Below are 19,597 nucleotides of genomic sequence, written 5' to 3'. Positions count from 1 at the left end.
CACTCGGCGTGGCCATCTGATAGCTTCGATGCCGGCGGAGCGCTGCGGCTGACGGAAGCGCAACGGCCGCATTGACTGTCGTGCATGTAGACGGGGGCTCTTTCGGTTATTGCGTCGAGACTTCTGAGATCCAGCTATATGTCCGATTGTCGCTCGACGGCGCGGCAATTCCGGCCGACCGGAATCCGCCGAACGACTCCCGGTCACGACGTGTCCCGACATCCGCCCGGCACCCCCGCCGCCCGGCGACCCACCGACCGCGACGCCCAGAGGGCAGCCGCGTCGCCGTGGGCGTCGCGCGTGTCGTCGGGGCACCCGCGGCCGGGGCCGGCGCGGCCGGACGGCGACGTCCGGGACGCCGACCCTGGGCAGCCGGTTCCCGTGGTGCCGCGGGGTCCGGTCGGGCCGCTACCGGTGGTGCGCACATCGAATGGTGAGGACGACGTACATGAGAACCTACGACCCGGATTCCGCGAGCCACGCGATCCGCGACCCCCGACCCCTCGCCCGGCGGTCGTGGATCGGCCGGCTCCGGTGCCCTGGAGGCACGCCTTGACTCTCACAGCGGACGTGACCGACGCCGATGTCCGCGTCGTCGAGCCCGCCACCGTCGCCGTCATCGGCACCGGGGCGATCGGCCAGGACCTGATCAGCAAGATCCACCGTTCTCCGCTGCTGGACTGCCGGCTGGTGGCCGGGCGCAACCCGGCCTCGGCGGGGCTGCGGCACGCCGAGCGGTTCGGCTACCCCGTCACCGCCGACGGGATCGACGCCGTGCTGGCGGCGGGGGACGCGTTCGACGTCGTGTTCGACGCCACCAACGCGGCGTCGCACCTGCGGCACTGGTCGCTGCTGGAGCCGCTGGGCACCCTGGTGGTCGACCTGACGCCCAGCAGGGTGGGGCGGATGGTGGTGCCGACCGTCACCGGGGTGGAGGCGACGACCGGGCGCAACATCAACCTGATCAGCTGCGGCGGTCAGGCGTCGATCCCGGTCGCGCACGCGCTCGCGGCCCGCTTCCCGGTGAGCTACGTCGAGGTCGTCTCGACGGTGGCCAGCGACGTCGCCGGCCGTGGCACCCGGCTGAACCTCGACGAGTACGTGGCGACCACCCGGCACGCCATCACGACGTTCTCCGGCGTGCCCCACGTCAAGGCGATCCTCAACATCAGTCCGGCGGTGCCGCCGGCGACCTTCCGGACGGCCGTCCACGCGCGGATTCCCGGCGCCGACGTCGCCGCGGTGCGCGCGGCGGTCGACGAGGTGGCCGAGCAGGTGCGTTCGTTCGCCCCCGGCTACGCGGTGACCGCCTGCACGGTGGTCGAGGACCGGGTGACGGTCGCCCTCCAGGTCACCGCGCACAGCGACGTCCTGCCCCGGTACGCCGGCAACCTCGACATCATCAACTCGGCCGCCATCCTGGTCGCCGAGCAGCACGCGGCCCGGCTGGGCCGGACCGCCCGGACGGAGGCGGCCCGATGAGGAACGTCGTGATCCACGACCCGACGTTGCGCGACGGCCAGCACGCGGTCCGCCACCAGCTCGGGGCGGTCGCCCTGCGCCGGTACGCGGAAGCGGCGGACGCGGCGCGGATCCCGGTCGTGGAGGTCGGCCACGGCAACGGCCTCGGCGCGTCGTCCATGCAGGTCGGTCAGGCCGCGGTGAGCGACGACGAGATGCTGTCGACGGTCCGGGAGGCGCTGCGGCACAGCCGGATGGGCGTGTTCATGCTGCCCGGCTGGGGCACCTCCGACGACCTGCGGCGGGCGATCGACCACGGTGCCGACGTGGTGCGCATCGGTGTGCACGCCACCGAGACGTCGCTGGCCGAGCGTCACCTGGGCGTGCTGCGGGAGGCCGGCGCCGAGGCGCACTGCGTGCTGATGATGAGTCACATGGCGTCCCCGGGCGAGCTGGCCGAGCACGCCGCGCAGGCGGTCGGGTACGGTGCGCAGGCGGTCGGGATCATGGACTCGGCGGGCCACTTCCTGCCCGCCGACGTCACCGCGCGGATCGGCGCGATGGTGGAGGCCGTCGACACGCCGGTGATCTTCCACGGCCACGACAACCTCGGCATGGCCGTCGCCAACTCGGTGGCCGCGGCGGAGGCCGGCGCCGGCATCATCGACGGTTGCGCGCGGGGCTTCGGCGCCGGGGCGGGCAACACCCAGCTCGAGGTGCTCGTCCCCGTGCTGGAGCGCAGCGGGTTCGCGACCGGCATCGACCTGTACGCGCTCCTCGACGCCGCCGACCTCGCGGAGCGCGAACTCATGCCCGCGCCTCCGGTGACCGCCTCGATGTCCATCGTGAGCGGGCTGGCCGGGGTGTTCTCGGGGTTCAAGCACCGGGTGGTCGAGCTGTCCAGCCGCGCCGGCGTCGACGCGCGTGACGTGTTCTTCGAACTCGGCAGGCGGCAGGCCATCGCGGGCCAGGAGGACCTGATCGTGGACGTGGTGGCGGAGCTGAGCGCCCGCAGGGCCACCACGTGACCGGCCGCGGACCGCGGCCCTCAGCAGTGAGGAAAGGCGACATGGGAGTTCCGGACGCAGTGTCCAACGCGAACGGGTCGGCGGGTGTCCCCGTGGCCCGGATGACGTTCGACGAGTTCATGGCCGTCGGCCCCGGCGGGCTGTTCAAGGCCGACGTGCCCGTGGTGATCGCGCTGCCGGGTGACGTGCAGGGGCTCGGCCGGGAGGGCGTGGCGAGCCGGCTGGCCGACATGACCGTCACCCTGTTCACCGAGCCGGGCGACAAGAACCACCCGGGGCGCTGGGAGACGCGCGACATCAAGCTCCGCGACTTCTTCGCCGACGAGCGCCACCTGACCACCCCGGGCACCTGGCACCGGGTGGTGTCGAACATCCGCAACAGCCCGGCCGACGTCAACGCCGTCATCGGCTTCGACGCGGACAGGTTCTTCGGCTACGGCGACTCGCTCTACGCGGCGAACCTGTGGATCAGCCACCAGGGCGTGTTCACCAAGAACCACTTCGACGAGTTCGAGAACTTCAACATCGCGCTGGAGGGCCGCAAGCGCTTCATCATCGCCCCGCCCGGCTCCCGCGAGTACTACCCGCGCTCGGTGCTGCGCGGGTTCGGCGACAAGTCCCAGGTGTTCGACCTGGACAACGTCGACCTGGCGCGTTTCCCGCGGCTGGCGCCCAAGCTCGCCCAGCGTCGCGACTTCGTCCTCGAACCGGGCCACATGCTCTACCTGCCGCTCGGCTGGTGGCACCAGGCCGAGTCGCTGGACGAGATGAACATCAACGTCAATTTCTGGCTGAAGTCGAAGAAGATCCTCCGCAGGCCGCACGCGCTCGGCGTCGCGCTGTACACGTACGCCTACCGGAGGGTCAAGGGTGTCTACAGCTACAAGCCCACCGAGGTGAACTCCTGATGAGCGAGCGCAAGACCATCACCCCCACCCACCGCTACCGCAACAACGACAAGCTCATCGGCGTGGGGAACACGTTCTGGAACATGTCGGAGGAACACGGGGTCGCCGGCATCGTCGGCGACCTCTCCGACGGTGTGTTCCGGATGGCCGACGGCCACGAGTTCGTGAACTTCACCGTCTGCTCGTACCTGGACCTGGACACCCATCCCAAGGTGATCGACGGGGCCGTCGAGGCGCTGCGCCGCTTCGGCGTGCTGGACCACTGCATCCCGCGTACCCGCGTGCAGACGTCGGTGCTGCTGGAGCTGGAGGAGTCGCTGGGCGAGCTGTTCGACGCGATGGTGATCAGCGCGATCTCCACGGCGGCGGCCAGCACCGGCCTGCTGCCGCTGATCGCGTCGGGACACCTCGGCAACGGCACCCGCCCGCTGATGGTCTTCGACAAGAACGCCCACGTGTCGATGGCCAACGCCAAGCCGAGCTGCGCCGACGAGACCGAGGTCGTCACCTGCCGCCACCACGACCTCGACTACCTCGAGGACATGTGCCGCACCTACGAGCGCGTCTGCTACGTCGTGGACGGTTCCGACAGCCTCGGCGGCTACGCGCCCGTCGAGGAACTGGCCGTGTTGCAGGACAAGTACAACCTCCTGGTCTTCTACGACGACTCGCACTCGCTGTCGGCGTACGGCGAGCGCGGCATCGGCTACGTCCGCTCGCACTGCCCCGTGCGGGACGACCGGACCATCACCGTCGCGACCCTGAGCAAGGGTTTCGGGGCGGGCGGCACGGCCATCCTGCTCGACGGCTTCCCCAAGGAGACGCGGCGGATCATCGAGCGCTTCGCGGGCCCCCTGGGCTACTCGCAGAAGATGAACGCCGCCGCGGTGGGCGCCGCGCTCGCCTCGGCCGAGATCCACCGTACCGAGGAGCTGACCCGGCTGCAGGGCCGGCTGCGGTCCAACATCGCGCTGTTCGACTCGCTGCTCGCCACCGAGCAGTCCGGCAGCACGTACCCGATCCGGGTGGTGCCGATGAGCGACGAGACCGTCGTCGAGGCGGCCCAGCGGGTCTTCGCGGCCGGGTTCTACACCTCGCCGGTGTTCTTCCCGATCGTCGCCCGCGGCACCGCCGGCCTGCGGGTCATGCTGCGCGCGGGCCAGACCGAGGAACAGATCACCAGGCTGTGCTCCGTGCTCGTCGAGGCGGGCGCCCGCCCGGCCGCCGCGCTGCCCGAGCCGGTGGCCCCGTGACCGGCGCCGCGCGGGCGATCCCGCGCAGCATCCTCTACACCCCGGCGCTGTCGCTGGACCGGGTCGTGAAGGCCTGGTCCTACGACGCGGACGTCCACCTGATCGACCTGGAGGACTCCGTGCCGGCGGCCGAGAAGCCGGCCGCGCGCACCGTGTGCCGGGCCGCGCTGGAGAAGGCGCCACGGCCGGAGAACGTCGCGGTCCGCATCAACCAGCTGGGCAGCGTCGCGGCGGTGCAGGACCTGGTGGCCCTCACGGAGTGTTCGGTGCGGCCCGGCATCGTCATGATGACGATGGTGACCTCGGCGGCCGAGGTGGCCCTGCTGCGTCAGATCCTGGCCAGTGCGGACGCGCATCCGGAGATCTACGTGACGGTGGAGACCGTGGAGGCGGTCGCGGAGATCGACGCCATCGCCGGGGCGAGCGACGGGCTCGTCCTCGGCTCGGCGGACCTGGCTGCCACGCTCGGGGTCGAGATCAGCTGGGAGGCCATGCTCGCCGCCCGGCAGGCGATGGCGCTGGCCTGCGCGCGGCACGGCACCGCCTGCATCGACACCGCCAACTTCCGCCTCGCCGAGCCGGCCGTCCTGGCGCAGGAGACCGCCCGGGTGCGGGCGCTCGGCTTCCACGGCAAGGCGACGGTGCACCCGGGCGAACTCGACGAGATCAACCGGGTGCTGCGTCCCCAGGCCGACGACCTGCGCCTCGCGCGCAGGGTGGCCGAGGCCGTACGGACGGCCAGCGGTGGGATAGCCGTGCTGGACGGGAACATGGTCGGCCCGCCGTTCGCCCGGATGGCCCGCGCCACCGTGGCGCGCGAGGACGCCTGGGCGGCCCGGTTCAGCACCAGCGGAGCTGCCGGGTGACCGGGCCGGTGACGGTCGGCGCGGCGCAGATGGCGGGCACGCCGCAGCTGATCCGGGTGATCGACGCGCTGGGCGAGATGTTCGCGGACCTGGCCGCCGGCCGGACCGACTCCCCGGCGCGCACCGTCATCGAGCACGGTCCCCAGCGGGTCCTGCTGGTCAGCCCCGCGGTCTGGGAGCGGCGCGGGGTGGGCAGCGTCAAGATCACCACGCTCACCCCCGACAACCCCGGGCGCGGGTTGCCGCTGATCCACGGGATCGTCGCGCTCACGGACCTGACCACCGGGCAGATCACGGCCCTGCTGGACGGCGCGGAGCTGACCGCCGTCCGCACCGGCGCGGTCGCCGCCCTGGCGACCCGCTGGTGCACCGCCGACGACGCCGAGGACCTCGCGGTCATCGGCGCGGGGGTGCAGGCGCGGGCCCTGGTGCGCGCGGTGGCGGCGGTGCGCCGCATCCGCACCGTCCGGGTGTTCTCCCGGACCCGGAGCAGGGCCGAGCAGTTCGCCGACTGGGTGCGCGACGCCGTGCCCCACCCGGTGCACGCGAGCGTCTGCGACAGCGCGAAGGCCGCCGTCGCCGACGCGGCGGTCATCTGCACGGCGACCTCGACCAGCGACAACGCGCCGCTGGTCGAGGCGGACTGGGTGGCGCCCGGCGCGCACGTCAACGTGATCGGCGGCACCCACCCGGACGCGATCGAGCTCGACCCCGCCCTCCTGGCCGACGCCGTGGCCGTGGTCGAGGAGCGGACCGCGGCGCTGGAGGGCGCCGGCGAGGTGCGGGCCGCACTCGCGGCCGGTCTGCTCGGCGTCGACGACCTGTGCGAGCTGGGCGCGCTGGTCACCGGCGGGGTCCGCGTCGGCGGCCGCACCTCCGTCCTGCGTACCGTCGGAATGGCCATCGAGGACACCGCCGCCGCGGTGGCGCTGCACGAGGGGGCGGTGGCCGTGGCGTAGGTCAGGAGGAGCTCTCCCGGCAGCGGACCATGAACGAGCGCTCGAAGACGATGACGGTCTCGCCGGTGGACTTCGTGCCCGTCGTCTCCACCGTGATGATGCCCTGGCCGGGCCGGGACCGACTCAGGCGCTTGTCGAGGATCCGGCTGGTGGCGTACAGCGTGTCCCCGACGAACACCGGCTCCCGCAGGCGGACCTTGTCCCAGCCGAGGTTGGCCACCGCCCGCGCCGACAGGGCCTGCACGGTCATGCCGCCGATCAGGCACAGGGTGATCCCGCTGTTGACGAGCACCCGCCCGTACTCGCTGCCCGCGCCGTAGTGCTCGTCGAAGTGCAGCGGGTGCTGGTTCATGGTGAGCAGGGTCAGCCAGGTGTTGTCGGTCTCGGAGATGGTGCGGCCCGGCCAGTGCCGGATCACCATGCCGGGCTCGAAGTCCTCGTAGTCCCCGCCGTGCTCTTCGCGGTACTCGTTGCCCTGGACGTGACGCAGTGTCATCGGCAGCCCTTCCGTGTCGCGTGTGGACGGATCGGCGCGGTCCACGTCGGACGTGAATGTTAGTCTATGTCGATCATCGTTTCGGAGATACCGGCCCGCGGCGAGCACGCTCCGGCGCCCGGCCCGACGTGCAACTCCGGGGGAGCGTCAGATGACCGTGCGCGAGGACGTCAGCAGTACGGGGCCGGCCGGGCATCCGTGGTTCGGCACCCACCGCCTCACGCCGGCCGCGCCGGCGGAGACGATCCGCGGGATGCTCCGCCACGAGTTGCGCGACACGGGCTGGCCCTACCAGCGGCTGCTGCCCGCGGCGCCGATAGCCATTCCGCGCGCGTCCTACGCGGAGATCTTCCGGGCGGCCGCCGCGCTGGTCGACCTGCTCCGCCGCACCGCCCTCGAGACGGCCCCCACCACCGAGGGCCGGCTGGCGGCCTACCGCATGCCGCAGAGCGAGAACCAGCTGTTCGTGCGGGACCCGTTCGTCGAGGAGCGCTACCCGGACTGCGTCGTACGGCCGGACGTCGTCATCGGCCCGGACGGGCCCCGGTTCCTGGAGTTCAACGTCAGCGGCGCGCTCGGCGGCGTGGTGGAGACGCGCAGCCGCCTCGAGGTGTGGCGCAAGCTCCACGCCGACGCCGAGGGCAGGACCCCGTTCAGCTACCCGGACCCGTTCGCCGTGCGCGCCGAGATGTACCGGTCGCTCTGCACCGAGCTGGGGCTGGCGCCGCGGGTGGCCATCGTCGGCAGCGCCCGGGTCTACGGCGTGCAGAGCCGCTACTTCCAGCTCGAGGCCGACTACCTCAACAACCACGGCCTCACCGCGCGGTTCTTCGAGCCGGAGGAGCTGCCGGAGGCGTGGGACTGCCCACCCCACCTGCGCTACCCGATCGGGCTGCGCAACTTCACCATCCCGGACTGGCTCGACGCCGGCCTCGACACCAGCTACGTGCAGGACGCGCTGGACAACGGCTGCCTGCTCGTGGGCACCCAGACGTCGACCTTCATGCACAGCAAGCTGACCATGGGCCTGCTGTCGGAGGGCCGGCCGTGGATGAGCGCGGCCGACCGGAGCCTCGTCGACAGGTACGTGCCGTGGACGCGGATCCTCTCGGACCGCAGGACCACCCGCGAGGGCCGCGAGGTCGAGCTGCTCCCGTTCGTCCTGGCGAACCGGGACCTGCTGGTGCTCAAGGCAGGCCTGGGCGAGAGCGGCAAGCAGGTGGTCATCGGCGGCGAGGTCGACCAGGCGACGTGGGAGTCCGCCGTCGCCGAGGCCGCGGCCGACGGCACCAGCGTGGTGCAGGACTTCGTGACGCCGCGGACCTGCCGGGTCGCGCTCGTCGCCGACGGTGCCGACGAACCCCACGACGTCGAGGTCGCCCCGGTGATCGGGCCGCTGCTGTTCGGCGGCCGCCCGGCGGGCCTGTTCTGCCGCTACTACGGCGACGGCTCCGCCGGGATCGTCAGCGCCCGGGGGCGCGACAGCGGCTCCGACAACTGCATGGTGGCGGTCTGACCGCGGCCGTGCTCCGGGAGGCCGACCCCGGCCCGGGGGCCTGACCGCCGGGCCGCGCGTCAGGTGCCCGGCCGCCGGGGCGCGTCGTCGTCCGGCGACGGGCCGCGACGCCACGAGGGGCCGCGACGATAGGGGTTCGCGCCACGAATGAGGTGTTGTCGCGCCCCGGGCCCCGTGTCACGATCGCTGCCACCGGAAGCCCCCTGCCGCCCGACCCCGCCGTCGGCCGGCGAGCTGTCGGCCGCGCCGCCGTCGAACGGAAGGACCCGCCATGCCTGCCGACTCCGAGGTGCACGGACGGCCGGCCGGGTGGGATCCCGCCCGGGCGGTGCCCGCGCTGATCTGGGCCGCCGCGCCGCGTGCCGGCCAGCGGACGGCCGTCGTCGGCGCGGACGCGACACTGAGCTACACCGAGCTGCGGCACGCCGTCGCCGGCCTCGCCGACCTGCTGCGGCGCCACGGGGCGGCAGCGGCCCCGGTGGCCGTCCTGGCCCACCGGGGCGCCGCGCAGTTGGTGGCCTGCCTGGCCGGGCTGCACGCCGGGGCCGGCTACGCCTGCGTGGACGCCAACCAGCCCCGGGCCCGGATCGAGAGCCAGCTGCGCGGCTGCGGGGCCGCCGTCGTGGTGACGGATCGCGACGACGCGCCGGTGACCGGGCTGGTGGTGCTTCCCGTCGACCTGGCCGGCTGGATCGCCGCGGGGGCGGCCGCCGAGCGCGCCGGGGCGCTGCCCGCCCCGCTGCCGGTGACCGGGGACCAGCTCGCCTACACCGTGTTCACGTCCGGCTCCACCGGCGTACCCAAGGTCGTCGAGATCCCCCACGCGGCCCTGGCCAACTACGCGGCCTTCGTCGCCCGGCTGGTCGGGCCGGAGCGCACCGACGGCGAACAGCTGCGCTTCGCGTCGGTGACCAGCCTCGCGACCGACCTCGGGCACACCGCGGTCTTCCCGGCGCTGGTCCAGGGAGACACGGTCCACCTGGTGCCCACCGAGACCGCGACGGATCCCGACGACTTCGCCGACTACCAGGACGCGCACGCCATCGACGTCCTGAAGATCACCCCCTCGCACCTGGCGGCGCTGCTCGACGAGGCCGAGGAGCGGGTCCTGCCCCGCCGCATGCTGATCGTCGGTGGCGAGGTGTGCCGCTGGGAGCTGGTGGACCAGGTCCGCGAGCTGTCGGACGTGCGCATGGTCAACCACTACGGTCCGACCGAGACCACCGTCGGCGCGCTCACCTTCGAGGTGCCGGCCGACCCGGCGGCGCGCCCGCGGACCGCCACGGTGCCGATCGGCCGGCCGATCGACAACGCGCGGGTCGCCGTCGTCGACGCCGACCTCCGGCCGGTCGCGCCGGGCGTCGAGGGGGAGTTGCTGATCTTCGGGGCAGGGCTCGCCCGGGGCTACCGCGACGACGCCGGGCTGACCGGCGAGATGTTCCCCACCGGGCACCCCGAGGGCCGCTGCTACCGCACGGGCGACCTGGTGACCCGGCATCCCGACGGCCTGGTGGAGTTCCACGGCCGCCGGGACGGCCAGGTCAAGATCCGCGGCCACCGCGTCGAGTTGGGCGAGGTGGAACAGGCGGTACGGCGGTGTGCCGGGGTGCGCCGGGCGGCCGTGGTGCCGGTCGGCGGGACCGGCTCCGCCCCGCGCCTGGTGGCGTACGTCGTGCCGAACACGCCGCCCGGTCCGACCGCCCGCGAGCTGCGCGACCAGCTCCGCGAGACGCTGCCCGACTACCTGCTGCCCGGCGCCGTGGTGTGCCTGGACGAGCTGCCCCGCACGCCGAGCGGGAAGCTGGACGTGCGGGCGCTGCCGGCGCCCGGCCGGCCCGGCGCGGCCCCCGCCGCGCGGTGACGGTCCCACCGGGCCGGGGCACGTGTTCGCCACGGAGTCCCGTCGCGCCTTGTGGTGCGGCGCTGGACGCACCCGACGCGGGGCGCTAGCGCGGTTCTACCCGGGGCACGGGAACCCGGACACCAGCCTCAGGACGACGCTGGGTGCCGGTGACGAACGTGCCACCAGCCCGCCAAATCGTTGATCTTGCTTCGGGGTGGTGCGCGGCGGGTGGCGGGGTGCTCAGGATGATCGCTGGCGAGCCGATCCTCCGCCCGTGGGACGAGCCGCGCGTCGAGCCCGACCGGCCGCCCGCAACGTCTTCCGACACACGGCCCAGCCGTCGCGTAGGACCTGGTGCCGAGGAGATCGGAACGGACGTCAGTGCGCCGGGAGCAGGTCGGTGAGCAGGGCGTCGATGCGGGTTTTGATCTCGTCGCGGATGGGGCGGACGGCTTCGATGCCCTTGCCGGCGGGGTCCTCGAGTTTCCAGTCCTCGTAGCGTTTGCCGGGGAAGACGGGGCAGACGTCGCCGCAGCCCATGGTGATGACGACGTCGGAGGTTTCGACGGTGTCGTATTCGAGGAGCTTGGGGGTCTGGTCGGTGATGTCGATGCCGATCTCGCGCATGGCTTCGACGGCGGCGGGGTTGATCGTTTCGGCGGGGGCGGAGCCGGCGGAGCGGACCTCGACGCGGTCGCCGGCGAGGTGGCGTAACCAGCCGGCGGCCATCTGGGAGCGGCCGGCGTTGTGCACGCAGACGAACAGCACGCTGGGCTTGTCAGACACGAGAGCTTTCCCTTATCGGTCGGTGTGGTGGTCGGTGAGGTCGGCGAGCAGGGCCCGCACGCGGGTGTCGATGTCGTCGCGCACGGCGCGTACGGTGTCGAGGTCGTTGCCGGCGGGGTCTGCCAGGTTCCAGTCGAGGTAGCGTGTGCCGCTGATGACGGGGCAGGCGTCGCCGCAGCCCATGGTGACCACGACGTCGGCGGCGCGCAGCACATCGTCGGTCAGCGGTTTGGGGAACGCGTCGTCGAGGTCGATGCCGACCTCGGCGAGGACCGTGGCGGCGGACGCGGACACCGTGGCACCGGGTGCGGAGCCGGCGGAGCGGACGTTGACCCGGCCCTGGGCGTGGTGGGCCAGGAGCGCGGCGGCCATCTGGGAGCGGCCGGCGTTGTGCACGCAGAGGAACAGCACTTCGGGCACGGGCTTGCCGATGGCGCCCTTGGCTTGCGCGAGGGCGGTGAGCCGGTCGGTGGCGAAGCGTTCGGTCAGCGCGGGCAGGTGGTGGTCGAGTCGGGCGGTGCGGTAGAGCGCGACGTAGGACTCGTTGACGTAGCGGCTGATGGTCTCGGGGTTGAAGACGCCGGAGAACTTGTCGGCCAAGGCGGCGGCCACCCTTTCCAACACGGCGTCGACGTCGAGCAGGGTCGGCATCTGGTTCATCATCGACTCCCGGAGCTGAGGGCGGGCCGGGCGGTGGCTCCGGCCGGGAACAGGCGCCGACGCAGGGCGAGGCTGACGTAGACCAGGCCGACCAGGACGGGCACCTCGATGAGCGGGCCGACGACACCGGCGAGGGCCTGGCCGCTGGTGACGCCGAACGTGCCGATGGCCACGGCGATGGCGAGTTCGAAGTTGTTGCCGGCGGCGGTGAACGCGAGGGTGGTGGTGCGCTCGTAGTTCAAGCCGATGGCCCGGCCGAGGGCGTAGGAGCCGGCCCACATGATCGCGAAGTAGGCCAGCAGCGGCACGGCGATCAGGACCACGTCCCAGGGCCGCGACGTGATGGCGTCGCCCTGCAGGGCGAACAGGATGACGATGGTGAACAGCAGCCCGTAGAGGGCGACCGGTCCGATCTTCGGCAGGAAACGGCTCTCGTACCAGCTGCGGCCCTTGGCCCTCTCGCCGAGACGGCGGGTGAGGTAGCCGGCGAGCAGGGGGACGCCGAGGAAGATCAGCACGTTGACGGCGATGTCCCAACCGGACACCTGCAACCGGGCTCCGGAGAGGTTCAGCCAGTCCGGCAGCACGGACAGGTAGAACCAGCCGAGCATGCCGAACGCCAGGACCTGGAACACCGAGTTGAGGGCGACCAGGACGGCGGCGGCTTCGCGGTCGCCGCAGGCCAGGTCGTTCCAGATGATGACCATGGCGATGCAGCGGGCCAGGCCGACGATGATCAGGCCGGTGCGGTACTCGGCGTGGTCGGCGAGGAAGATCCAGGCGAGGGCGAACATGAGGGCCGGGCCGAGGATCCAGTTGAGCAGCAACGAGGACAGCAGCAGCCGCCTGTCGCCGGTGACGGTGTCGAGCCGGTCGTAGCGGACCTTGGCCAGCACCGGGTACATCATGATCAGCAAGCCAAGGGCGATCGGCAGGGAGATGCCGCCGATCGTGACCGCTTCCAGGGCGGTGTTCAGGCCGGGGATGAGCCGCCCGAGCAGCAGCCCGGCGGCCATGGCCAGACCGATCCACAGCGGGAGGAACTGGTCGAGGCGCGACAGGCGCGCGACGACCGCCGGCGGTGCGTCGCCGGCGGTGGCGGTGTTCGTCATGTCAGCAGGTCCTGAAGTTCTCGGAGTGGGCCCGTGCCTGCGCGGCGAGGTCGGCCAGGTGCAGTGCCGCTCCCTGCAGGGCGTCGGGGATGAGCCGGTAGTAGGTGAAGCGCCCGCGCGGCTCGGCGGTCACGACGCCGGCTTCGCGTAGCAGCTTGAGGTGTCCGGACACGTTGGGCTGCTTTGCTCCGGTGTCCGCGACCAGGTGCGACGTCGTCGCCGGGCCAGCGGCGAGGATCCGCACGATCTGCGCCCGCAGCGGGTCCGCCAACAACCGCACCACATCAGGATCAGCTGATATCACCGCGTCCTGATGTGACTCGGCGCGGGTACGGACCACCAGCGAGCCCACTGCGGATTCGGGTTCAGGCATCACGTCAGCGCTGCCCGTCAGCAGATTGCCGAGCATGCTCAGCGCCTCCGCGCGCACCCGGTAGTAGACCCAGGTGCCGCGACGCTCGCAGTCGACCATGCCGGTCTCGCGCAGCACCCGCAAGTGGTGCGAGATGGTCGCCCCGGTGACGTCGAACGCGTCGGTCAGGTCGCAGACGCAGACCTCCGTGGTGGAGGCGATCAGTGACAGCAGGCGCAGCCTGATCGGGTCGCCCAACGCCTTGAACAGCGGCGCTATCTCGCTGGCGACCTGTGGCGCGAGGGCCTGTGCCGACAGGGGAGGGCAACAGCCCTGCGCCACCGTGGTGTCCAGCACGGGTAGAACCGACATGCGTCTAGCTTGACGGATGTCTAGCTGTGATGCAAGGCGGGGCGTCCGGTTCGACGAGAATCGAGACACCGATCAGTGGGCGTTGATGTCACCCGGTGCGAAGCGGACCCGGGGGCGCCGGCCGACCCGCGTGGCCGAGTCGGGCGCTGTGTCCGGCGACGCGTGTTTACCCACGTCAGAGAAGCAACAGGGGGAGTCGTCCCATGAGCGAGGACCAAGCCGCCGTACCGTGCTGCGGCACCGCGCAGGCCGCCGGGCAGGCCGACGCCTGCTGTGACCCGGCTGCGAGGACCGAGGCGGTAGCTGCCGGCGCGAGCCGCTGCGGCATTACCGGCGCATCAGTGGAAAGTGATGACAGGATGGTTGCGTAGCCGGTCGAGGCGGCTGGCTACGCGTGGGCAGGCTCATGCGGGTTCTCCGTGGGAGCGGTCGGCGGTGCCAATAATCAGGGCTCGGCCAGCAGGCCGCGGCGTTCGTAGTAGCGCAGCGTCTGCAGGTTGACCCCGGCTGCGGCGGCGACCTGGCTGCTGCGCAGCCTGGTCACGCCGCCGCCGTCGCGACCGCGCGGGCGGTGAGCGCGTCGAGGACATCGACGTGCGCGACCGGCACCTCGACCTCCAGTTGCAGTGCCCCGCCGTTCGCCGAGAAGGTGAAGGAGAAAAAGGAACAGCAGGTGCTCTCCCGGCCGGTCAGGTTCCGGGCTTTTGCCTCGGCGGCCGGGTCGAGACGCCATCGCAGCGCCGTCGGCGAGAGCCGCTGTTGCGCGCGCAGGGCGGTGGCTAACAGGCCGTCGAACTCGGCCAGCCGTAGCGGCCGGTCCACGGTCGGCAGGGTGCACACCTCGGGCACCCACGCCAGGTCGTCGCTGGTCATGCCATGACGGTAAGCCTGTACCCGAGTACAGGACGCAAGTCGTCTCGTGGGCGGTCGCCACCGTACCGAGGGCCGACCGCCGGCATCGGCTGCCCGGGCAGGAACGGGGGAGGGCCGGACCGGCCGGCCGCACCCTCCGGTCCGGCCCCCGGCCCCGGGGCGGTCGGTTCTCCTCGCCGCTCGTATCCGGTCTCCCAGTCGGCAGGTCGGTGCTCAGTCGGCGAACGGGTCGAGCCCGAGCGCGACCCGCCCGATGAACGGGTAGCCGTCCAGGGACCCGAACGGCTGCATGAAGCCGCCCGCGCGCGCGTCCCGGTACAGCCGCGACAGGGGGTGCCGGCTGCTGAACGAGGCCCCGCCGCAGATCGTCATGGCCCGGTCGACCGTGCTCACCGCCGTACGGTTCGCCAGCAGCTTCGCGGCCTGCCAGCCCCGTACGACGTCCCGGACGGCGGTCTCGGACCGCTCCGCCGGGTCGGCGGCGAAGTGGGCGTCCACCAGGCGCCCGGAGCGCTCCAGCACCCCCCGGGCGGCAGCCAGGTCGAGCTCCATCGTGGCGATCTCCCGCTGCACGGACGGGTGGTGCGCCGGCGCCGCCCGGCCGGGCTGGCGCGGCGTCCTGGTGGCGTGCTCCACGGCGATCTGGTAGGCCGCCTCGGCGATCCCGAGCGAGGCGCCCAGCAGGGGGAAGTTGACCGCGCAGGAGCGCGTCAGGTCCTCCGACGTCGGCGGGCCGAACGGCTCGCCGACGGTGACCCGGTCGGCGGGGACGACGCACTCCTCCAGCAGGATCCCGTGGCTGCCGGAGCCGCGCATGCCCAGCGCGTCCCAGTCGCCCAGCACGGTCAGCCCGGGCGTGCCGGCCAGGACGACGGCCTCGGCGTGCCGCCACCCGCCGTCGGAATCGGCGACCCGCACGGAGATGTTGAACGAGTCGGCGACGGCCGAGTTGGTGACGAACGTCTTGCGCCCGGTGATGACGTACTCGTCGCCCTTGCGGACGGCCTCGGTGAGCGCGGCGTTCCACGACGCGCCCGGTTCGGTGGAGGCGCCCGCCATGATCAGGTCGGAGCCGCCCAACGCCTCCAGGATCGCGTCCAGCTGTGCGGCCCCGACCCGGTCGCCGGCCGCCTCGGCCCGCTCCCATCGGCGGACCTGTCCCCACACCGAGGCCATGTGCATGTTCGCGCAGATGGCCGTCGACCCGCAGCCCCGGGCCAGCCGGGAGACGGCCACCAGCACGTCGTACAGGGAGCGGACGCCCAGCCCGCCGTGCCGGGTCGGGGCGCAGGCGGAGAGCACCCCGCTGTCCCGCAGGTCGGCGAAGTTGTCGGCGACGAACGTGTTCTCCCGGTCGTGCCGGCCGGCCCGCTCGGCGAGGGTGCCGACGTGGCCCTCGGCGAGGGAGACCAGGTCCCGGCCGGCGGCGGTCGTGGCGGTGAGTTCTCCGAACACCTACAGCATCCTCAGGATGGCGAGGAACTCCTCGGCGCGTTCCGCGTGGGGTTGCTGCGGACCGTCGAACCGGGAGCCGGCCTCGGTCGGCACCGGCGTCGGCAGCACCCTCGGGAACAGCGGGCCGCCGATGGGGTCACCGGGCCGCAGGCCGTGCTCCCACAGCAGCGGCAGCACGGCGTGTTGCGGCTGGAAGGTGACGCCGTCGCCCACCCACCGGGAGACGAACGCCCGCCGCTGCCGCTCGGGCCCGGTGCCGGTGGCGCCGTGCAGCGCGGCGGGGTGGAACAGCACGATGTCGCCGGGCGTCAGGTCCCAGCTGAGGATCTCGTGCTCGGACACGTCCGGCACCGCCTCGAGTTCCTCCCGCTGGCCCAGGTGGGAGGCGCCCGGGGTGATCGGCACGTAGCGCCGGCCCCAGCGGTGCGAACCGCGCACCACCTGGAGCGCGGCGGTGTCGGGCGTGCACGGGTCGAGGGGGATCCACATCGCGCACACCTGGTCGCCGGCGATCGGCCAGGAGCTGACGTCCTCGTGGAACGGCGTCGGCGCGCCCGACCCGGCCGGCTTGGCGAAGATCTGGTCGTAGAAGGCGGTGATCGCGGTGGAGCCGAACAGTTGCTGCGCGATGCGCGCCGCGGGGGAGAAGAACATGAAGTCGCGGAAGCCGTCGTGGGTCTTCCACATGAAGGCGTCCCCGGCGAAACCGCCGCCACCCAGCAACGCGGTGGCCTGCGCCAGCACGGTCGGGTTGGCGAGCAGGTACTCCACGCCTTCGGCGATCCGGCCGAGCCACCTGTCGTCGATCATGCCGGACAGCCGGACCACGCCGTCGGTGTGGAAGGCGTCGATCTCGGCGGGCGTCAGGTCACGCGGCGGCGCCTCGGGAGGGCTGATGTCCATGTGTCGGTCTCCGTCAGGGGAAGCGCCGCCAGTGGGCGCCGAAGAGGGTCTCCTCGTCCGGCACGCTGAGCGGCAGGGGGTGTGAGACGTAGGTGTAGTTGAGGAAGTCGCGCCAGGTCACGTTCTCCGACCGGGAGCAGCCGCCCCAGCTGCCACTGGCGATGACCTGGGTGAACGGCATCCCGTTGTCGAAGCTGCCGCTGTTGCCCACGGCGGTCGACTGGTTGACCATGACCCGTCCGGCGCGGGCCCGCTCGGCGAGCCTGGCCACGTGGTCGGGTCGCGCGGTGTGGATGCCGCAGCTGTGGCCCTGCCCGATGCGGCTCAGCAGCGTCTCCACCGCGACCAGTGCGTCGTCGAAGTCGCCGAACGTGCACACGGTGAAGACCGGCGCCAGCTTCTCGCCGAGCATCGGGTCGTCGAGCGCCGGGACGCCGCCGGGCGCCAGGGGCGGCAGTTGGGCCACCAGGGCGGTGGTCTTGGTCGGCTCGGCCAGGTCGATCCCGGCGGCGGCGGCGAGCGCCGCGGCGGGTCGCCCGACCGCGTCCCGGTTGAGCGACCGCCCGTCCGGCCACAGCAGCGTACGCAGCCGCGCCGTCTCGGCCGGGTCGCACAGGTGGGCGCCCTGCCGGGCCAGCTGGTCGCGGAAGGCGGGCGCGATCGTGGCGTCCACCAGCACGTTGCTCTCCGACGAGCAGGAGGTGCCGTTGTTGAAGCTGCCCCCCAGCACGATCAGTTCCGCCGCGGCGGCCACGTCCGCGGAGGCGTCCACGATCACCGCCGGGTTGCCGACGCCCGCGCTGATCGCCGGCGTGCCGCTGCGGTACGCCCGGCGTACCGTGCCGGGTCCGCCGGCGGCGATCACCAGGTCGGCGGCGGCCATCAGGGCCTCGGTGGTCTGCCGGTCGGTGACCGGCAGGCACTGGATGAGGTCCGGCGGGGCACCGACCGACTCCAGGCCGCGACGCAGCAGGTCGACGGTGCGGGCCGCGGAGTGCCGGGCCCGGGGGTTGGGGGTGATGACCACGGCGTTGCGGGTCTTGAGCATCGGCAGGGCGTTGCCGACGACCCCGGAGCAGGGCGCGGTGGCGGGGCTGGCCACCGCGATCACCCCGATCGGCTTGGCCAGCTTGCGCAGGCCACGCTCCGGCAGCTCCTCGATGACGCCGGTGGTGACGACACCGTGCAGGTCACGCAGCGTGCCGAGGACCCGGCGCCGGTAGAGCGTGAACAGGTGCTCCGGGTCGCCGAGGCCGGTCTCGCGGTAGGCGAGGTCGGCCAGCGACCGGGCGGTGTCCTCCTGGTAGGCCGCCCACCCGATGGCCGCGACCAGGTCGTCGATGCGTTCCTGCGGCCAGAACTCGACCTCCGCCTGGGCCCGGCGGGCGCGGGCCATGGTGGCCTCGACGTCGGGTCGGGTCCCCGCGGAAGGCACGGCGCCGGCCGGCGCCTCGTCCTGGCGCCCGGCGGCCGACCCGCCCGGCGCGACCGTGAGCGTCGCCGCCGCGTCGGCCTCGCGGCGGTCACCGCTGGACACTGGCGTGCTTCCGGTTCGCGGGGTGCGCCGAGCGCAGTCGACCGATGGTCTCCTCCAGCATGTCGTCGGTGACGGTGAGGGAGAGCCGCAGGTAGCCCGGCGCGCCCATCACCGAGGCCGGCAGCACCAGGAGGCCGAGCTCCTCGAGCAGGGCCGCGTGTGCCCAGTCGTCGGCGTCCGGCACCCGGGCCAGCAGGTAGAAGGTTCCCTCGCTCGGCTGGACCTCGTACCCGGCCTCGCGCAGGGCGTCGACCAGCAGGTCGCGCCGCTGCTCGATCGGCTTGACCTGGAGCGCGTGCTGTTCCAGCTCGGGCAGGGCGAAGAGCAGCGAGTTGTTGGGGAACGCCCAGCCGGTGGTCAGGCGGGCCACGGTCAGGGCCCGGCGGAGCACCGCCGGATCGGGCATGGTCGGCGGGATGGCCACGTAGCCGACGCGCTCCCCGGGCAGCAGCAGCGTCTTGGTGTAGGTGTGCACCAGGAACGTGAACGGGTAGTGCGTCGCCGGGCTCGGGCACGGCCGCCCACCGAACACGATGCGCCGGTACGCCTCGTCGGACAGCAGGTACACGGGCCGGCCGTTGCGGGCGGAGGCCGCGCGCAGCACCTCGGCGAGGGCGGCGAACTCGTCGTCGGTGTAGACGGCGCCGGTCGGGTTGTTCGGGCTGTTGACGATGACGGCGCTGGTCCGCGGCGTGATCGCCGCCGCGACGAGTTCCGGGTCGAGTCGCCAGGAGCCGGGGGTCAGCGCCACCGGTCGGGGGACCGCACCGACCGAGGCGATGATCGGCTCGTAGTAGAACCAGGCGGGGTCGAGGTAGATCACCTCGTCGCCCGGGTCGCAGACGCTGCGCAGGCAGATGGTCAGCCCGGCGAACGCCCCGTTGGTCAGCGCGACGTCGTCGGCGGTGAACGGCAGGCCGAGTTCCCGGCTCAGGCTGGCCGCCACCGACTCCTGGGCCGGCGGGTGGTCGCGGGTGTAGGCGAACCAGTCGGTGTGCTGCGGACTCAGGTGTCGCTGCAGGACCTCGACCAGGGCCGGCGCGGGGAACTCGTGCGGGTCGCCGAAGGCGAGGTCGATCACGCCCGGACCGCCGCGCAGCCGCGAGTAGGACGACTGCTCGAGGTAGGCCCCCAGCCGCCGGCCGTACGCGTCGGTGGCGTCGGTCATCTGCCGACTTATCCGGTGCTCCATCCTGCTCCGATCTCCACCCTGGTCC

19 protein-coding genes and 1 pseudogene are annotated in these 19,597 nt (G+C 72.6%); 8 read left to right on the top strand and 12 right to left on the bottom strand.

Annotation, left to right across the window (positions count from 1 at the left end; translation table 11 throughout):
• The first annotated feature begins 570 nt into the window (after positions 1-570).
• The 6 genes from ACSNN9_RS08005 (at position 571) to ACSNN9_RS07980 (ending at position 6,475) form a co-directional block, all read left to right on the top strand.
• Positions 571-1,482, top strand: a complete 912-nt coding sequence (locus tag ACSNN9_RS08005) for an acetaldehyde dehydrogenase (acetylating) (RefSeq protein WP_436672207.1) — start codon at positions 571-573, stop codon at positions 1,480-1,482.
• Entirely contained in the window at positions 1,479-2,489 is a 1,011-nt protein-coding gene (dmpG, locus tag ACSNN9_RS08000) for a 4-hydroxy-2-oxovalerate aldolase (protein WP_436672206.1), read from the top strand. Before ACSNN9_RS08005 ends, dmpG begins: the two co-directional genes overlap by 4 nt.
• 101 nt (positions 2,490-2,590) lie before the next feature.
• Positions 2,591-3,397, top strand: a complete 807-nt coding sequence (locus tag ACSNN9_RS07995) for a cupin-like domain-containing protein (protein ID WP_436672234.1) — start codon at positions 2,591-2,593, stop codon at positions 3,395-3,397.
• Positions 3,397-4,650: an aminotransferase class I/II-fold pyridoxal phosphate-dependent enzyme gene (locus ACSNN9_RS07990; RefSeq protein WP_358090689.1), complete on the top strand. Its 1,254-nt coding sequence runs from the start codon at positions 3,397-3,399 to the stop codon at positions 4,648-4,650. Before ACSNN9_RS07995 ends, ACSNN9_RS07990 begins: the two co-directional genes overlap by 1 nt.
• Complete coding sequence (locus ACSNN9_RS07985; RefSeq protein ID WP_436672203.1) at positions 4,647-5,516, top strand: HpcH/HpaI aldolase/citrate lyase family protein; 870 nt, start codon at positions 4,647-4,649, stop codon at positions 5,514-5,516. Before ACSNN9_RS07990 ends, ACSNN9_RS07985 begins: the two co-directional genes overlap by 4 nt.
• A gap of 29 nt (positions 5,517-5,545) precedes the next feature.
• The gene (locus ACSNN9_RS07980) at positions 5,546-6,475 is read left to right on the top strand and encodes an ornithine cyclodeaminase family protein (protein ID WP_436672233.1); all 930 of its coding nucleotides are present in this window, start codon (positions 5,546-5,548) and stop codon (positions 6,473-6,475) included.
• 1 nt (position 6,476) lies between these two features.
• Here the strand turns inward: ACSNN9_RS07980 and ACSNN9_RS07975 are convergent, their stop codons facing one another.
• On the bottom strand, positions 6,477-6,971 hold the full coding sequence (locus tag ACSNN9_RS07975) for a MaoC family dehydratase (protein ID WP_357873429.1): 495 nt from the start codon (positions 6,969-6,971) through the stop codon (positions 6,477-6,479).
• Positions 6,972-7,122: 151 nt separating this feature from the next.
• Here ACSNN9_RS07975 and ACSNN9_RS07970 point away from each other — a divergent pair, with 151 nt between their 5' ends.
• Together ACSNN9_RS07970 and ACSNN9_RS07965 are read left to right on the top strand one after the other, a co-directional pair.
• Positions 7,123-8,487 (top strand): hypothetical protein, encoded by a 1,365-nt coding sequence (locus ACSNN9_RS07970; protein ID WP_436672201.1) that lies wholly within the window; start codon positions 7,123-7,125, stop codon positions 8,485-8,487.
• Between the two features lie 271 nt (positions 8,488-8,758).
• Complete coding sequence (locus ACSNN9_RS07965) at positions 8,759-10,348, top strand: amino acid adenylation domain-containing protein (RefSeq protein ID WP_436672199.1); 1,590 nt, start codon at positions 8,759-8,761, stop codon at positions 10,346-10,348.
• Positions 10,349-10,708: 360 nt separating this feature from the next.
• On the opposite strand, the gene ACSNN9_RS07960 is transcribed toward ACSNN9_RS07965, so the two are convergent.
• From ACSNN9_RS07960 to ACSNN9_RS07910, 11 genes and pseudogenes are all read right to left on the bottom strand, one after another.
• Positions 10,709-11,116, bottom strand: coding sequence for an arsenate reductase ArsC (locus ACSNN9_RS07960; protein ID WP_436672197.1), 408 nt, complete (start codon positions 11,114-11,116; stop codon positions 10,709-10,711).
• Between the two features lie 12 nt (positions 11,117-11,128).
• Entirely contained in the window at positions 11,129-11,776 is a 648-nt protein-coding gene (locus tag ACSNN9_RS07955; RefSeq protein ID WP_436672196.1) for a three-helix bundle dimerization domain-containing protein, read from the bottom strand.
• A complete protein-coding gene (arsB, locus tag ACSNN9_RS07950) occupies positions 11,776-12,888 on the bottom strand; it encodes an ACR3 family arsenite efflux transporter (RefSeq protein ID WP_436672194.1) in 1,113 nt (370 codons plus the stop codon). The genes ACSNN9_RS07955 and arsB overlap by 1 nt, the downstream gene beginning before the upstream one ends.
• Position 12,889: 1 nt before the next feature.
• Positions 12,890-13,297, bottom strand: coding sequence for an ArsR/SmtB family transcription factor (locus ACSNN9_RS07945; RefSeq protein WP_436672232.1), 408 nt, complete (start codon positions 13,295-13,297; stop codon positions 12,890-12,892).
• A pseudogene (locus ACSNN9_RS07940) lies at positions 13,280-13,612 on the bottom strand (ArsR/SmtB family transcription factor); the annotation flags it as partial. The pseudogene ACSNN9_RS07940 and the gene ACSNN9_RS07945, both read right to left, overlap by 18 nt.
• 445 nt (positions 13,613-14,057) lie before the next feature.
• Positions 14,058-14,156, bottom strand: coding sequence for a MerR family DNA-binding transcriptional regulator (locus tag ACSNN9_RS07935; RefSeq protein WP_436672193.1), 99 nt, complete (start codon positions 14,154-14,156; stop codon positions 14,058-14,060).
• Positions 14,153-14,485: a hypothetical protein gene (locus ACSNN9_RS07930; protein ID WP_436672192.1), complete on the bottom strand. Its 333-nt coding sequence runs from the start codon at positions 14,483-14,485 to the stop codon at positions 14,153-14,155. The genes ACSNN9_RS07935 and ACSNN9_RS07930 overlap by 4 nt, the downstream gene beginning before the upstream one ends.
• Before the next feature lie 213 nt (positions 14,486-14,698).
• A complete protein-coding gene (locus tag ACSNN9_RS07925; protein ID WP_436672191.1) occupies positions 14,699-15,940 on the bottom strand; it encodes an acyl-CoA dehydrogenase family protein in 1,242 nt (413 codons plus the stop codon).
• Complete coding sequence (locus ACSNN9_RS07920) at positions 15,941-16,843, bottom strand: phytanoyl-CoA dioxygenase family protein (RefSeq protein ID WP_436672189.1); 903 nt, start codon at positions 16,841-16,843, stop codon at positions 15,941-15,943.
• A gap of 13 nt (positions 16,844-16,856) precedes the next feature.
• Entirely contained in the window at positions 16,857-18,380 is a 1,524-nt protein-coding gene (locus ACSNN9_RS07915; protein ID WP_436672187.1) for an aldehyde dehydrogenase family protein, read from the bottom strand.
• Positions 18,367-19,548 (bottom strand): aminotransferase class I/II-fold pyridoxal phosphate-dependent enzyme, encoded by a 1,182-nt coding sequence (locus tag ACSNN9_RS07910; protein WP_436672186.1) that lies wholly within the window; start codon positions 19,546-19,548, stop codon positions 18,367-18,369. The genes ACSNN9_RS07915 and ACSNN9_RS07910 overlap by 14 nt, the downstream gene beginning before the upstream one ends.
• Positions 19,549-19,597 lie beyond the last annotated feature (49 nt).

Source organism: Micromonospora sp. URMC 107, from assembly GCF_051386315.1.
Taxonomy (GTDB): domain Bacteria; phylum Actinomycetota; class Actinomycetes; order Mycobacteriales; family Micromonosporaceae; genus Micromonospora.
The sequence above is the reverse complement of the archived record's forward strand: the minus strand, read 5'-3'. Positions and strand labels throughout refer to the sequence as shown.